Source organism: Dyella acidiphila (assembly GCF_014863405.1).
GTDB classification, from domain to species: Bacteria; Pseudomonadota; Gammaproteobacteria; order Xanthomonadales; family Rhodanobacteraceae; genus Dyella_B; species Dyella_B acidiphila.
Genome location: NZ_JACZZA010000001.1, coordinates 201732 through 215838, shown reverse-complemented (window position 1 = coordinate 215838; position 14107 = coordinate 201732). Strand labels below are relative to the sequence as shown.

Here is a 14107-nt window from a genome sequence, read left to right as displayed (position 1 = left end):
GCGTTCAGTCGAGGAAGCTGGCGATGACGTCGTTGAGGAAGCGCTGCCCCAGGGCGGTGGTGCCCAGTTGCCCGGGGTCGGTCTGCAGCCAGCCGCGCTGCCGGCCCTGGGCCAGGCGATCGGCGATCTGTGCCAGGGGCAGGCCGGTGCGCTCGTTGAAGGCGGCGGCCGGCACGCCTTCGATCAGGCGCAAGGCGTTGAGCATGTACTCGAAAGGCAGCTCGTCGGCCGCCACGGCCGCATGGCCGCCGATGCGCCCGGCGCTGCCGCCGGCTTCGAGATAGGCATTGGGGTGGCGCACTTTCCAGCGCCGGAAGACCTGGCCCTGGCCGGCATCGGTGAGTTTGCCGTGGGCGCCGGCGCCCAGCCCGAGGTAGTCGCCGAAGCGCCAATAATTGAGGTTGTGCTGGCAGCGCCGGCCGGCCTGGGCATACGCGGATATTTCATATTGCGCATAGCCGGCTGCGGCCAGGCGCGCCTCGCAGGCTTCCTGCATCGCCCAGGCCGCATCGTCGTCCGGCAGCGGCGGCGGGTGGGCGGCGAACACGGTGTTGGGTTCCAGCGTGAGCTGGTAGTGCGAAATATGTGTGGGCTGCAGTGCGACGGCGCGCTCGACATCGGCCAGGGCGCCGTCGAGCACCTGTTCCGGCAGCGCATACATCAGGTCCAGATTGATATTGCCCAGGCCCGCGTCCTGCGCCGATTTCACCGCGGCTTCCGCTTCATCGGCCGAGTGGATGCGGCCCAGGCGCTTGAGCTTGGCGTCGTCGAAGCTCTGGATGCCGAAAGAGATGCGATTGACCCCCGCTGCCAGATAGCCGTCGAAACGACCGTGCTCGACCGTGCCGGGATTGGTTTCCAGGGTGATCTCGCAGGCCTGCGCAAACGGCAGGCGCTGGCGCGCGCCATCCAGGAAACGGGCGATCAGTTCGGGAGCGAACAGACTGGGCGTGCCGCCGCCGAAAAACACGCTGGTGATCGTGCGGCCTTCCAGCGCGGCGCCGAAATCGTGCCGATCGGCATCGAGATCCGCCAGCAAGGTTTCCACGTAGCGCGCATACGGCGGTTCGCCGCGCAGCCCGTGCGAATTGAAATCGCAGTACGGGCACTTTTTTACGCACCACGGCATATGGACGTACAGCGCCAACGGTGGAGCGCGCAGCAGCGACATCGATCAGGCGCGCAATTCGGCGATGCGCGCGTGCAGCTGCGCCATCGCCTGCGCACGGTGGCTCAGACGGTTCTTCACCGCCGGCTCCAACTCGGCCGCGCTGAGCAGTTGCTCGTGCGGGAGGAACAGCGGGTCGTAGCCAAAACCGTGCACGCCGCGCGGCGCCTCCAGCACGCGTCCGTGCCAGCGGCCCTCGGCGATGATCGGCGCCGGATCGTCGGCATGCCGCAGCAAGGCCAGCACGCTGATAAAGAAGGCGCCGCGCTGTTCGGCGCCCACGCCATCGAGTTCGCGCAGCAGTTTTGCGTTGTTGGCCGCGCTGTCGCCATGACCGCCGCTGTAGCGCGCCGAATACAGGCCCGGCGCACCGCGCAGATGGGCCACGCACAGGCCGGAGTCGTCGGCCAGCGCCGGCAGGCCGGTGACCTGCGCTGCATGACGCGCTTTGAGCAGCGCGTTTTCGACGAAGGTGAGCCCGGTTTCCTCGGCGTCTTCCACGCCGAGTTCGGCTTGCGGCACCACTTCGAACTGGCTGTCGGCGAGCAGGGCGTTGAATTCGGCAAGCTTGCCGCGGTTGCTGCTGGCGAGAACGATGCGTTGCATGGCGTCAGTTCGCTTCCAGCGCGGCGCGCTGCAGGCGGATCAGTTCGCCGATGCCGTGCTCGGCCAGATCCAGCATGGCGTCCATCTCGTCACGGCGGAAGGCATGGCCTTCGGCGGTGCCTTGCACTTCGATGATGCCGCCGCCGTCGTTCATCACCACGTTCATGTCGGTATCGCAGTTGGCGTCTTCGGCGTAGTCCAGATCGAGCACCGGCATGCCCTGGTAGACGCCGACGGAGATCGCCGCCACCGCGCCGATGACCGGATTGCGGCGCAGGTTCTCGCGTTTCATCAGCACGTTGACCGCATCGACCAGGGCCACATAGGCGCCGGTGATCGCGGCCGTGCGGGTGCCGCCGTCGGCCTGCAGCACATCGCAGTCGAGCGTGATCACCCGTTCGCCCAGCGCCTGGCGGTCGATGCAGGCGCGCAGGCTGCGGCCGATCAGGCGCTGGATTTCCATGGTGCGGCCGCCCTGGCTGCCGCGCGTGGCTTCACGCTGGGTGCGGGTGGCGGTGGCACGCGGCAGCATGCCGTATTCGGCGGTGACCCAGCCTTCGTTCTTGCCGCGCAGCCACGGCGGCAGGCGGTCTTCGACGCTGGCCGTGCACAGCACGCGGGTATCGCCGAAGGCGACCAGCACCGAACCTTCGGCATGGCGGGTGTAGTGGCGCTCGATGGTGATCTGGCGCAGCTGGTTTGGGGCGCGGCCGCTCGGGCGGGACACTGTCATAGGGGCGTGTTGGGCAAGTCGGGGTGCGACAGTTTACCATTGGCCCCTTTCTCCACCGCTCTAGGACTGTTTCCAGCCATGATCCGCAGCATGACCGCCTATGCCTCCGCCGAGGCCGTCACCCCTGCGGGAACGCTGACCTGCGAGTTGCGCACGGTCAATCACCGTTATCTGGAAATCAGCCCGCGCCTGCCGGACGACCAGCGCAGCTTCGAGTCGGCCCTGCGCGAGCGCATTGCGGCGCGGCTGTCGCGCGGCAAGGTGGACGTGACCGTGCGGCGGGGCGAATCGCGCGGCGAGTCGCTGCAGGTAGACGGCACCATGATCGGGCGGCTGTCGGATCTGTCGCAGGAGCTGGTGGCGCGTTTTCCGAGCATGCGCATCGAATTCACCGAACTGCTGCGCTTCCCCGGCGTGCTGCAGCATGCCGAAGTGGACCAGGACGAACAGCAGGCGGCCCTGCTCGGCGTGCTGGACCGGGCGCTGGATGCGCTTACCGCCACCCGCGAGCGCGAGGGCGCCAAGCTCGGCCAGATCCTGCGTGAACGGCTGGACGGCATCGAGCGCATCGTCGCCGACGTGCGCGGCTGGATGCCGGAAATCCGCACCGGCCTGCGGGCGCGGCTGGAGCAGCGCCTGGCCGACCTGAAGCAGCCGGCCGATCCGGGGCGCCTGGAGCAGGAACTGGTGCTGCAGGTCACGCGTTCGGATGTGGATGAAGAGCTGGATCGCCTGAGCACGCACATCGGCGAAACGCGCCGCGTGCTGGGTTTGAAGGAGCCGGTAGGGCGCCGCCTGGATTTCCTGATGCAGGAATTCAATCGCGAGGCGAACACGCTCGGCTCCAAATCGGTGGATGCGCGCAGCACCAATGCGGCGGTGGAGTTGAAGGTGTTGATCGAGCAGATGCGCGAGCAAGTGCAGAACATCGAATGAGTACCCCCATTTCCACCGAGGGCACGATCTGCGGCACGCTGTTCATCGTGGCCGCACCTTCGGGTGCGGGCAAATCCACGCTGGTCAATGCACTGCTGGAGCGCGAGCCGGCGATTTCGCTGTCGGTCTCGCACACCACGCGGCCGCCGCGTCCGGGTGAGCAATACGGCCGGCATTACTACTTCGTCGAGCGCGGCGAGTTCGAGCGCGAAGTGGGCGAGGGTATTTTTCTCGAGCATGCCGAAGTGCACGGCAACTTCTACGGCACCTCGCGCAAGACCGTGCAGGACCTGCTGGGGCAGGGACGGGATGTATTGCTGGAGATCGACTGGCAGGGTGCCGCGCAGATTCGGCGGACCAAGCCCGATTGCGTCAGCGTCTTCATCCTGCCGCCGTCGCGGACCGAACTGGAGCGCCGCCTGCGCGGCCGCGGCTCGGACAGCGCGGAGGTGATCGAGCGCCGGCTGCGCAATTCGCGCGGCGAAATCGCTCATGCGCACGAATTCGACTACATCATCGTCAACGACCGTTTCGAGGATGCGTTGGATGGCCTCCAGGCCATCGTGCAGGCCGTACGCCTGCGTACGGCGTTGCAATGCCAGCGGCATGAGGCCCTGATCCGGGAACTCCTGGCCGGCGGCTAGTTTCTCTATGCAGCGGGCGATTACTGCACTGGCCCGTATAGCATTGAATGCTCACTTCAGCTAACTTCTCCACTTTGGTCTACGCCCCCTCCCCATGATCGATACCGTCCAAGCCAAGCTCGACGATCGCGCCCTGGTGCGCATCCGTGGATTGACCACGGTGCTCAACGGCAAGACCGTGTTCGATGCGCTGGACATGGATATCCCGCGCGGCAAGATCACCGCCATCATGGGCCCCAGCGGCACCGGCAAGACCACCCTGCTCAAGCACATCACCGGGCAGATGCGCGGCAACCGCGGCGAGGTGCAGGTGGATGGCTTGAACGTGCCGGCGCTGCCGCGCGATCAGCTGTTCTCGCTGCGCGAACGCATCGGCTATCTGTTCCAGAACTCCGCCTTGCTGACCGATTTCGACGTGTTCGAAAACGTGGCCTTTCCGCTGCGCCAGCACACCCGGCTGCCGGAAGTGCTGATCCGCAACATCGTGTTGACCAAGCTGCAGGCGGTGGGTCTGCGCGGTGCGGCTTCGCTGATGCCCAGCGAGCTGTCTGGCGGCATGGCGCGCCGCGTGGCGCTGGCGCGTGCGATCGTGTTCGATCCCATGCTGATCCTCTACGACGAGCCCTTTGTCGGGCTGGATCCGATCGCGCTCACCCAGGTGCTGAAGTTGATCCGTACGCTCAACGACACGCTTGGAATCACCAGTGTGCTGGTGGCGCACGAGCTGGCCGCGATCAAGGAAGTGGCCGACCACGTATACCTGATCGCCAATGGCAAGGTAGTGGCGCAGGGCGATCCCAAGACCATCGCCGACGACGGCTCGCCGTGGACGCGCCAGTTCTTCGGCGGCGAACCGGATGGGCCGGTGCCGTTCCAGTATCCGGCTGGCGATTACGCGCAGGCCCTCGGTTTCAAGCAAGGTGCTGCATGAGCGCGCAAACCCAGTACAACAATCTCGTGCTCCAGACGCTGGCGCAGATCGGCCGCTGCGGCCTGTTCCTGCTGCAGATCCTGGCGGCGATTCCGCTCAGCCTGCGGCATGTGCGCGAAACCCTGCGCCAGCTGTGGTTCGTGGGCGCGATGAGCCTCACCATCATCATGACCTGCGGCCTGTTCGTAGGCATGGTGCTGGGGCTGCAGCTGTATCACGTGCTGGCGATTTTCGGCGGCAGTTCCGCGACCGGCTCGGTGGTGGCGCTGTCGATTTACCGTGAACTGGGGCCAGTGGTGACGGCGCTGTTGTTCGCCGGCCGCGCCGGCACCTCGATCACCGCGGAAATCGGCCTGATGCGCGCCACCGACCAGATCGCCGCGATGGAAATGATGGCGGTGGATCCGATCGCCTATGTCGCCGCGCCGCGTTTCCTGGCCGGCCTGATCGCCATGCCGTTGCTGTGCTGCGTGTTCTGCGCGATGGGCATTTTCGGCGGCCATCTGGTGGGCGTGAACTGGCTGGGCATCGACAACGGTACGTTCTGGTCGAACATGACCGCCACCGTGGACGTATGGCAGGACATCATCAACGGCGTGCTGTGGAAGAGCACGGCCTTCGGCGCGGTGGTGGCGCTGATCGCCGTATTCCAGGGCTATACCACGCCGCCCACCAGCGAAGGCGTGGCGTATGCGACGACGCGTACCGTGGTGGCTTCATCGATTGCGATTCTGGCGCTGGACTTCGTGCTTACCGCGTTCCTGATGTGACCGGACCGATCTGCATCGCCATGACCCACTGTTTCTTTTTGAGGAATTTGCCGTGAGCCAGAGAAAATCCTACGCCGTCGGCACCGGCCTGTTCATCGTGCTCGGTTTCGCCGCGCTGGCGTACCTGGCCACGCAGACCAGCTCGATTGCCAACAGCCATCAGGGTGCCAGCTACCGCTTCGACGCGCAGTTCGCCAACGTCGGCCAGCTCAAGGAGCGTGCGCCGGTGAAAGTGGCGGGTGTGCGCGTGGGCCAGGTGCAGTCGATCACGCTGGAGCCGGGCAAGGACGTGGCGGACGTCACCTTGTCCATCGACAACACGTACAACCAGATTCCGGTCGATTCGGTGGCCACGATCTACACCAGCGGCCTGCTGGGCGATCAGTTCGTAGGCCTGCAGTTCGGCAAGGCCAAGCAGTACGTGGCCGATGGCGGCCACCTGGGCCTGACCCGTCCGGCGGCTTCGCTGGAAGACATGCTGAGCAAGTTCGTCGGCGCCGGCGGCGTGGCCGATGCGATCGGCGGCACCTACGCGGTTCGCGCCGATTTCACCAATGTGGGCGCCTTGTCGGTGGGGGCCCCGGTGAAGATGGCGGGTGTGGCGATCGGCAGCGTGGCGTCGATCAAGGCCGATCCGGTCAAGCTCGACGCTGTCGTGACGCTGGCGATCGACAAGCAATACAACCAGATTCCGGACGATTCCTCCGTGGCGGTATTCACCAGTGGTTTGATCGGCAGCCAGTATGTTGCGATCCAACCCGGTGGCTCGCCGAATTCGCTCAAGGATGGTGACCAGCTCGTGCTGACGCAGTCGGCCATGCAGCTGGAAGACCTGATCGGCAAGTTCCTGGTCAATGGTTCGTCCAGCGGCGGCAGCAGCAACAACGCCGGTGGCAACGGTTCGCCCAATACCCCTGCCGGCAAGCACTGAGCCCCGGCCTTACTAGGAGTCATCCATGTTGCGTCATCTGGCTATTGCTACCGCCATCGCCCTGGGCAGCGTCGTGATCGCCGTGCCGGCGTTCGCGCAGGACGCCTCGAGCGCGCAGGCTTCCAATGCATCGACGCCGGAAGCGGTGGTGCAGACCATCACCAACAGCCTCGACACCCAGATCGCCGACCACAAGGCCGAGCTGCAGAACAACAAGCCCAAGCTGGTGACGCTGATCAACCAGATCTTCCTGCCGCACTTCGATACGGACTGGGCCTCGATTTTGGTGCTGGGCATGCACGCGCGCGAAGCCACGCCGGAGCAGCGCTCGCGCTTCGCCAAGGCGTTCTACACCTCGCTGACCAATCGCTATGCGGAAGGCCTGCTGAGCTACACCAAGGGCACGGTGAAGGTGCTGCCGTTCCAGGGCGAGCTCAACGACAAGTACACCGTGGTGAAAACCCAGGTGACCACCGACGACAATAAGCAGATTGCCGTGAACTACGTGTTCCACAAGACCGCCGACGGTCAATGGAAGGCGTATGACGTGATCATCGAAGGCATTTCCTACATCACCAACTATCGCAACCAGGTCGATGCGGAGATCAAGAAGGAAGGCCTCGACCAGCTGATCAAGGATCTGGAGACGCAGGGCGACAAGGCGTTGCAGCAGATGGAACAGGAAAACAAAGGTAATGGCGCCAAGTAAATCCGGTCAGTTCAGGGTGGTTGCCGAGGCGCCGGGCACGGTTGCCGTGTCCGGCACCTTGAACTTCGCCACCGCAGCGAATGCCCTGGCGGCGATGCGTGCCGCCTTCGGCGAGGATGGGCGCAGCACCCTGGACCTGGGCGGCGTGACCACGTGCGACAGTGCCGGACTGGCCTGCGTGCTGGCGGCGCTGTCGGAAGCGGATCAGGGCGGTCGCCGGGTGTTGGTGCAACACGTGCCGGTCGGCATGCAGGCGCTGGCGCAGGTTTGCGGCGTGGAGCCCTTCCTGCACTGAACCGGCTGGCATCCAAGGCGTTGTTACAGGCATAAAAAAACGGGGCTCGAAGCCCCGTTTTTTTTGTGCCTACGGGCGAGTTACTGATTGCCCGAGCTGTTCGGCTGTTTCTGCTTCTGCTCCCACTGCTGCTGTTCCTTCAGCAACTGGGCCGGGTCGAAGTTCTGGTTCGAGTTGTTCGAGCCCTGGCCTTGCTGCAGCTTCAGCATCACCTCTGCCGGCGGATTGCCGTCGTAGAGCTTGTTCAGGCGGGTCTGGCGCCAGGCGTCGCGCACGAAGGCGTAGGGGTCGTAGGCCGACTGCAGGAAGCTGTCGGCGTCGAGCAGCTGCGCGCGCATCTGGATGAAATAGACCACTTCGGGGATGTAGTACTGGCCCCAATGGAAATTGTGGTTACGTTCGAAGTAGCTGATCGGGTCGAACAGGTAGCCGTCGACCGGGTACTGCCAGACGTCGCGGAAAGTGGTGGGGCCGAGCAGCGGCACCATCAGGTAATCGCCTTCCGGCACACCCCAGCGGGCCAGGGTGATGCCGAAGTCGGTTTCCTTCAGCGGGATCTTCATCTTGGTGGCCGGATCGAAGAAGCCGGCCAGACCCACCGTCATGTTGATCATGAAGCGGCCGGTATCGGTGATGGCATCGCTCGGGCGCGCCTGCATCAGGTTGTTGGCGATGCTGATCGGCAGCTTGATATTGGTGAAGAAGTTGCCGATGCCGGTCTGCACCGGCTTGGGCGTCACCTTGGTGTAGCCCACGGCGACCGGACGCAGCACGTGCTTGTCCAGCGCCATGTTGAAGGCGTAGCTCTTGCGGTTGAACTTCTCCAGCGGATCGTCCGTACGCGGCGGGGCGATGGCGCAGCCGACCAGCAGGGTAGCTGCGGCCAGGGGGAGAAGGCGGCTCAAAAGGAGGCGGGGCAGGGAGGGCATCGAGAGGGGGTCCGCTGCAAAATGGGGGGATTTTTAGTAAAAGTGAACTTCCTAGTTTTATATTGTGCATCACTTGCACCGCGCTTTCGAGCTGGCGCGGGGCAGTCTGGCATGATAAGAGCCAATCGCATTGCCAGCCAAGTGGCTGCCCGATAAACTGTAAGACCGCATAAGTCTTTTATTGTCTAAGGATTTCCCATGGCCCGCATTACCGTGGAAGACTGCCTCGAGGTAGTCGATAACCGTTTCGAGCTGGTGCTGATGGCGACCAAGCGCGCCCGCCAGCTGGCCAACGGTGCCGAACCGGCCGTTCACCCCGACAACGACAAGCCGACCGTGCTGGCGCTGCGCGAAATCGCCGACCGCCGCATCGACCAGGCCACCATCGACGAGATCGATCGCGCCGAGCGCGAGCGTGCCGAGCGCGAAGCGCTGGAATGGGCTGCCCAGGAAGTGGATGACGATCTCTCCAAGGGCGGAGATGACTGATGGAAGGCGGCGGCTGTCGACCGCGCAGTCGTCGATCCGGCCATGCCGGGCAAGCGTGTAGCGCTGCGCGCGCCGCTTGCCCCGAGTCGCTTCTCTTCCACATCCAGCATGAGGCGAACGCCTGAACGGGCGTCGTGATCCCATGACCGCGGCCACGCATCCCGCTTCCGAGGATACGTCCGCACTGCCACCCTACGTGCTGGCGCTGAAAGAGCGCATCGCCTACCTGCCCGAACAGAACGTGGAGCGCGTGCTGCGTGCCTATCAGGTGGGCGCGGTGGCGCACGAAGGGCAGACGCGCAAGAGTGGCGAGCCCTACATCACCCATCCCATCGCCGTGGCCGGCATCCTGGCCGAGATGGGCATGGATGCCGAAACGATCATTGCGGCGATCCTGCACGACACGCTGGAAGACACTTCGCTCAGCCGCGCCGCGTTGTCCGGCGAATTCGGCGATACCGTGGCGGAGCTGGTCGACGGTGTCACCAAGCTGGACAAGATGCGCTTTTCCAGCCGCCAGGAGGCGGATGCGGAAAGCTTCCGCAAGATGCTGCTGGCGATGGCGCGAGACCTGCGCGTAATCCTGATCAAGCTGTCCGATCGCCTGCACAACATGCGCACGCTGGGTGCCAAGGATGCCGATTCGCGCCGCCGCATCGCGCGCGAGACGCTGGAAATCTACGCGCCCATCGCCCAGCGCCTGGGCATGAACAAGATCAAGGCGGAACTGCAGGACCTGGGTTTCCGCGCGCTCCATCCGGATCGTTACCGGGTGATCAGCGAACGCATCCGCGCCGCGCTGGGCAATCGGCGCGAAGCGATGGGGCGCATCGAAGGCGCGCTCACGGCGCGGCTGGTCGACGAACGCATTCCGGTACGCGTGGTGGGGCGCATCAAGTCGCCCTGGAGCATCTATTCGAAGATGCGCAGCGAGCACAAGAGCTTTGCGCAGCTGATGGATGTGTACGGCTTTCGCGTGGTCACTGACAGCGCGATGAGTTGCTACATGTCGCTGGGCGTGGTGCATGCGCTGTACAAGCCGGTCGACCGGCGCTTCAAGGATTTCATCGCCATTCCCAAGGCCAACGGCTACCAGTCGCTGCACACCGTGCTGCTCGGGCCGTTCGGCGCGCCGATCGAAGTGCAGATCCGCACCGAAGAAATGGATTCGGTAGCCGAGCGCGGCGTGGCGGCGCATTGGGCGTACAAGACCGAGAGCGGTCCCGCCAACAGCGCGCAGGCGCGTGCGCGCGAATGGCTGGCCTCGCTGGCGGACAGCCAGGCCAATACGCCGGAAGCGGCCGAATTCATCGAGAACGTCAAGATCGACCTGTTCCCGGATGAAACCTATCTGTTCACCCCGCGCGGCGACATCCTCTCGCTGCCGCGCAACGCAACGGCGCTGGATTTTGCCTATGCCGTGCACACCGACGTGGGCGATCACGCGGTGGCGGCGCGCGTCGACAAGAAGCTGCTGCCGTTGCGTACGCGGCTCGAGTCGGGCCAGTTGGTGGAAATCATCACCGCGCCTTCCGCCGTGCCCAATCCGGCCTGGCTGGAATTCGTGGTCACCGGCAAGGCGCGCACTGCGATCCGGCAGTACCTGAAACATCTGCAGCACGAAGATGCGGTGGATTTCGGCCATCGCATGCTGGATCGCGCACTCGATGCGCAAGGCACCAGCCTGGATGCGATCCAGCCGGACGTGCTGGAAAAATTCCTGCAAAAATCCAAGTTCAAGCGGCTGGAAGAGCTGCTGTCGGACATTGCGCTGGGCAATCGCATGCCCGACCAGGTGGCCAGCCAGCTGGTGGCTTCGCGCGGCGCCACCGTGCGCGGTACGCCGGTTACGCATGTAGCGGAGAAGATCCGCATCACCGGCGCCGAGCGCGGCGTGCTGAGCTTTGCCAATTGCTGTCATCCGTTGCCGGGCGACGACATCATCGGCTACCTCTCGCCGGGCAAGGGCATCGTCGTGCATCGCACCGAATGTCCCAATGTGGTGGAGCTGCGCAAGTCGCCCGAACGTTGCGTGGCAATCGAGTGGGATCGCGATGTGCAGGGTGATTACCGCGCCGAGCTACGCATCGAAGTCATCAACCGTCCCGGCGTATTGGCGACCGTGGCGGCGGCGATTGCCGCGGCCGATTCCAATATCGAGAACGTGGAATACGTCGAGCGCGATATGGCGGCGGCCACACTGCTGTTCACCATCGAAGTGAAGAATCGCAAACACCTGGCCGAGGTGATCCGGCGCGTGCGGCGTACGGGTGTGGTCAGCGGGGCCTATCGCTATCCGCTCTGAGGCGGTGCTTCATTCGCGGCTGTCGAACCCTGCGTCATCGCTTTACACTGGCCGCTTTCCATTCCGGACAGTCCCCATGCCCCGTACCATCATTGCCACTGACCAGGCTCCCGCTGCCATCGGCCCGTATTCGCAGGCCGTGCGTGCCGGCAATACGGTGTATTTCTCCGGCCAGATTCCGCTGGATCCGGCTACGGGCGCCCTGGTCGAGGGCGATATCACCACACAGACGCGCCGCGTGTTCGACAATCTGGTGGCGGTGGCCGAAGCGGCCGGCGGTTCGCTGGCGCAGATCGTGCGCGTGGGTATCTACGTAACCGATCTGGCGAACTTCGCGGCGGTCAACGCCGTCATGGGCGAGTATTTCCAGCAGCCGTATCCGGCGCGTTCCACGATCGAGGTTTCCGGCTTGCCGAAAGCGGCGCAGGTGGAAGTCGACGCCGTGATGGTGCTGGACTGATCGAACGCCGAGTGCATCGCCGACATGTCCTGTCGGCGATGCGCAGGCGTGCTTGAGCCCGCTCGGCTAGTCTTGACGGATGGCTGCTATCAAATCCCAGGCATCGATTGACGCTGTCGCCGATCCGGGCAAGCTGCCGCTCGCCAGTCTCGGCGGCGTGGGGCCTGCGCTGGTGGAAACGCTGCAGCGCATGGGTCTGCACACGGTGCAGGATCTGTGGTTTCACCTGCCGCTGCGTTACGAGGATCGCACGCACCTCGTGCCGATGGCGGATCTGCGTCCGGGCATGCGGGCGCAAGTGGTTGGCGTGGTCGAGGCAGTCGAAAAGACGTATCGCTATCGGCCGCAGCTGAAGGTGGCCATCGGCGATGGCGTGATGCAGACACTGTTGCTGCGCTTTTTTCACTTCAACAAGGCGCAGGCCGAGCAGTTTCACGTGGGCACGCGGCTGCTCTGCTACGGCGAAGTACGACAGAGCGGTATCGGTCTGGAAATCGTGCATCCACAGTACCGACGTCTGGATGAGGCAGCCGAAGTCGTGCTGGATGAGCGGCTGACGCCGGTCTATCCCACCACCGAGGGACTCGGCCAGAAGCGCCTGGCGGGTGTGATCGGCAAGGCGCTGCAGTTGTTGCCGGCGGAGGCGGAGCTGGAGCTGATTCCGCCGGCGCTGTGCGCGGAATTCGGCCTGACCTCGTTGCGCGAGGCCTTGCTGTACGTGCATCGGCCGCCCGCGGATGCGCGCATGGATCAGCTGATGCAGGGCCGCCATCCCGCGCAGCAGCGTCTCGCCTTCGAAGAATTGCTGAGCCAGCACATGAGCTTGAAGCGCTTGCGCATGGCAGTGCGCGAACGCCATGCACCCGTGCTGGCCGATCGCGGCAAACACCAACAGCGTTGGCTGCAGGGATTGCCGTTCAAGCTCACCGGCGCACAACAGCGCGTAATCGCGGAAGTGGCGGCGGATACCTCGCAATCTCATCCCATGCTGCGCTTGGTGCAGGGCGACGTCGGGTCGGGCAAAACAGCAGTGGCATGCGCGGCGGCCTTGTCAGCGGTGGAAGTAGGCTGCCAGGTGGCGTTGATGGCGCCGACCGAATTGCTGGCGGAACAGCATCTGCGCAATTTTCGTCATTGGCTGGAGCCGCTCGGTATTGCCGTCGAGTGGCTGGCGGGCAAACAACAAGGCAAGGCACGGCAACAGGCGATGCAGCGAGTGACCGAGGGTGCGCCGGTGGTGATCGGTACGCATGCGCTGATGCAGGAAGGCGTGGCGTTTTCGCGCCTCGGCCTGGTGATCGTCGACGAGCAGCATCGTTTCGGTGTGCAGCAGCGCCTGGCGCTGCGCGACAAAGGCCTGGAAGGTGAGCTGGTGCCGCATCAGCTGGTGCTGACGGCTACGCCGATTCCGCGCACCCTGGCCATGAGTGCCTACGCCGACCTGGATATTTCCGCCATCGACGAATTGCCGCCGGGACGCACGCCGGTACAGACCATCGCCATCTCCAATGCACGGCGCATGGAGGTGATCGAGCGCATCCATGCGGCCTGCATGGAAGGGCGCCAGGTCTACTGGGTGTGCACCTTGATCGAAGAGTCCGAGCAACTGCGCGCGCAGGCTGCCGAGGCGGCGCATACGGAACTCACGCACGCGCTCACCGATTGCAAGGTGGGCTTGATCCACGGCCGCATGAAGCCCAAGGAAAAGCAGGCGGTGATGGATGCGTTCAAGGCTGGCGAATTGGCCGTGCTGGTCGCGACCACGGTGATCGAAGTGGGCGTGGACGTACCCAATGCCAGCCTGATGGTGATTGAAAACAGCGAGCGTCTGGGGCTGGCGCAGTTGCATCAGCTGCGCGGGCGGGTCGGGCGCGGCTCGGTGGCGTCCAATTGCGTGCTGCTGTACCAGCCGCCGCTGGGGCAGCTGGCACGCGAGCGCCTGCAGGTGATGCGGGAAACCAACGATGGTTTCCGTATCGCGGAAAAGGATCTGGAGCTGCGCGGCCCGGGCGAAGTCCTCGGTACGCGTCAGACCGGTCAGCTCAGTTTCCGCATGGCCGATCTGTCGCGTGATGCGCATCTGCTGCCGGCTGTGCAGCAGGTGGGTGAGCAGATGCTGGCGCAGCATGCCGGGCAGGCCGGGCGGCTGATCGAGCGCTGGATCGGCGGCGCTGCGCGCTACGTGAATGCCTGACCCTGTT

Annotated in this window: 15 protein-coding genes; 11 read left to right on the top strand and 4 right to left on the bottom strand. The window is 64.7% G+C overall.

Annotated features, from left to right (window positions below):
* Nucleotides 1-4: 4 nt before the first annotated feature.
* From hemW to rph, 3 genes are read right to left on the bottom strand one after another with little or no spacing between them, the layout of a single operon-like run.
* Nucleotides 5-1171: a radical SAM family heme chaperone HemW gene (gene hemW / locus IGX34_RS01100; RefSeq protein WP_192553820.1), complete on the bottom strand. Its 1167-nt coding sequence runs from the start codon at nt 1169-1171 to the stop codon at nt 5-7.
* A 3-nt stretch (nt 1172-1174) separates the two neighbouring features.
* A complete protein-coding gene (gene rdgB / locus IGX34_RS01095) occupies nt 1175-1774 on the bottom strand; it encodes an RdgB/HAM1 family non-canonical purine NTP pyrophosphatase (protein ID WP_192553819.1) in 600 nt (199 codons plus the stop codon).
* A gap of 4 nt (nt 1775-1778) precedes the next feature.
* Nucleotides 1779-2507, bottom strand: a complete 729-nt coding sequence (gene rph, locus IGX34_RS01090; RefSeq protein WP_192553818.1) for a ribonuclease PH — start codon at nt 2505-2507, stop codon at nt 1779-1781.
* A 78-nt stretch (nt 2508-2585) separates the two neighbouring features.
* On the opposite strand from rph, the gene IGX34_RS01085 reads away from it, so the two are divergent.
* The 7 genes from IGX34_RS01085 (at nt 2586) to IGX34_RS01055 (ending at nt 7723) form a co-directional block, all read left to right on the top strand.
* Nucleotides 2586-3443 carry a YicC/YloC family endoribonuclease gene (locus IGX34_RS01085; protein ID WP_192553817.1) on the top strand — a complete coding sequence of 286 codons (858 nt, stop codon included), beginning with the start codon at nt 2586-2588 and terminating at the stop codon, nt 3441-3443.
* Complete coding sequence (gene gmk, locus IGX34_RS01080; protein ID WP_192553816.1) at nt 3440-4087, top strand: guanylate kinase; 648 nt, start codon at nt 3440-3442, stop codon at nt 4085-4087. Before IGX34_RS01085 ends, gmk begins: the two co-directional genes overlap by 4 nt.
* Nucleotides 4088-4181: 94 nt before the next feature.
* Entirely contained in the window at nt 4182-5018 is an 837-nt protein-coding gene (locus IGX34_RS01075) for an ABC transporter ATP-binding protein (RefSeq protein ID WP_192553815.1), read from the top strand.
* Complete coding sequence (gene mlaE, locus IGX34_RS01070) at nt 5015-5788, top strand: lipid asymmetry maintenance ABC transporter permease subunit MlaE (RefSeq protein ID WP_192553814.1); 774 nt, start codon at nt 5015-5017, stop codon at nt 5786-5788. The genes IGX34_RS01075 and mlaE overlap by 4 nt, the downstream gene beginning before the upstream one ends.
* Nucleotides 5789-5840: 52 nt before the next feature.
* A complete protein-coding gene (gene mlaD, locus IGX34_RS01065) occupies nt 5841-6719 on the top strand; it encodes an outer membrane lipid asymmetry maintenance protein MlaD (RefSeq protein ID WP_192553813.1) in 879 nt (292 codons plus the stop codon).
* Between the two features lie 25 nt (nt 6720-6744).
* Entirely contained in the window at nt 6745-7428 is a 684-nt protein-coding gene (locus tag IGX34_RS01060) for an MlaC/ttg2D family ABC transporter substrate-binding protein (protein ID WP_192553812.1), read from the top strand.
* Entirely contained in the window at nt 7415-7723 is a 309-nt protein-coding gene (locus IGX34_RS01055) for an STAS domain-containing protein (protein WP_192553811.1), read from the top strand. Before IGX34_RS01060 ends, IGX34_RS01055 begins: the two co-directional genes overlap by 14 nt.
* Nucleotides 7724-7803: 80 nt before the next feature.
* On the opposite strand, the gene IGX34_RS01050 is transcribed toward IGX34_RS01055, so the two are convergent.
* A complete protein-coding gene (locus tag IGX34_RS01050) occupies nt 7804-8628 on the bottom strand; it encodes an MlaA family lipoprotein (RefSeq protein ID WP_225737128.1) in 825 nt (274 codons plus the stop codon).
* A gap of 222 nt (nt 8629-8850) precedes the next feature.
* Here IGX34_RS01050 and rpoZ point away from each other — a divergent pair, with 222 nt between their 5' ends.
* From rpoZ to recG, 4 genes are all read left to right on the top strand, one after another.
* Nucleotides 8851-9141 carry a DNA-directed RNA polymerase subunit omega gene (rpoZ, locus tag IGX34_RS01045; RefSeq protein ID WP_192553809.1) on the top strand — a complete coding sequence of 97 codons (291 nt, stop codon included), beginning with the start codon at nt 8851-8853 and terminating at the stop codon, nt 9139-9141.
* A gap of 142 nt (nt 9142-9283) precedes the next feature.
* Entirely contained in the window at nt 9284-11446 is a 2163-nt protein-coding gene (locus IGX34_RS01040; protein WP_192553808.1) for a RelA/SpoT family protein, read from the top strand.
* Between the two features lie 76 nt (nt 11447-11522).
* The gene (locus tag IGX34_RS01035; protein ID WP_192553807.1) at nt 11523-11906 is read left to right on the top strand and encodes a RidA family protein; all 384 of its coding nucleotides are present in this window, start codon (nt 11523-11525) and stop codon (nt 11904-11906) included.
* Between the two features lie 79 nt (nt 11907-11985).
* A complete protein-coding gene (gene recG, locus IGX34_RS01030; RefSeq protein WP_192553806.1) occupies nt 11986-14100 on the top strand; it encodes an ATP-dependent DNA helicase RecG in 2115 nt (704 codons plus the stop codon).
* Nucleotides 14101-14107: the final 7 nt, after the last annotated feature.

What these genes read in the sequence shown, in the direction of transcription:
- hemW (WP_192553820.1), bottom strand. Translation starts at nt 1,171, where the DNA reads ATGTCGCTGCTGCGCGCTCCACCGTTGGCGCTGTACGTCCATATGCCG.
- rdgB (WP_192553819.1), bottom strand. Translation starts at nt 1,774, where the DNA reads ATGCAACGCATCGTTCTCGCCAGCAGCAACCGCGGCAAGCTTGCCGAA.
- rph (WP_192553818.1), bottom strand. Translation starts at nt 2,507, where the DNA reads ATGACAGTGTCCCGCCCGAGCGGCCGCGCCCCAAACCAGCTGCGCCAG.
- IGX34_RS01085 (WP_192553817.1), top strand. Translation starts at nt 2,586, where the DNA reads ATGATCCGCAGCATGACCGCCTATGCCTCCGCCGAGGCCGTCACCCCT.
- gmk (WP_192553816.1), top strand. Translation starts at nt 3,440, where the DNA reads ATGAGTACCCCCATTTCCACCGAGGGCACGATCTGCGGCACGCTGTTC.
- IGX34_RS01075 (WP_192553815.1), top strand. Translation starts at nt 4,182, where the DNA reads ATGATCGATACCGTCCAAGCCAAGCTCGACGATCGCGCCCTGGTGCGC.
- mlaE (WP_192553814.1), top strand. Translation starts at nt 5,015, where the DNA reads ATGAGCGCGCAAACCCAGTACAACAATCTCGTGCTCCAGACGCTGGCG.
- IGX34_RS01060 (WP_192553812.1), top strand. Translation starts at nt 6,745, where the DNA reads ATGTTGCGTCATCTGGCTATTGCTACCGCCATCGCCCTGGGCAGCGTC.
- IGX34_RS01055 (WP_192553811.1), top strand. Translation starts at nt 7,415, where the DNA reads ATGGCGCCAAGTAAATCCGGTCAGTTCAGGGTGGTTGCCGAGGCGCCG.
- rpoZ (WP_192553809.1), top strand. Translation starts at nt 8,851, where the DNA reads ATGGCCCGCATTACCGTGGAAGACTGCCTCGAGGTAGTCGATAACCGT.
- IGX34_RS01040 (WP_192553808.1), top strand. Translation starts at nt 9,284, where the DNA reads ATGACCGCGGCCACGCATCCCGCTTCCGAGGATACGTCCGCACTGCCA.
- IGX34_RS01035 (WP_192553807.1), top strand. Translation starts at nt 11,523, where the DNA reads ATGCCCCGTACCATCATTGCCACTGACCAGGCTCCCGCTGCCATCGGC.
- recG (WP_192553806.1), top strand. Translation starts at nt 11,986, where the DNA reads ATGGCTGCTATCAAATCCCAGGCATCGATTGACGCTGTCGCCGATCCG.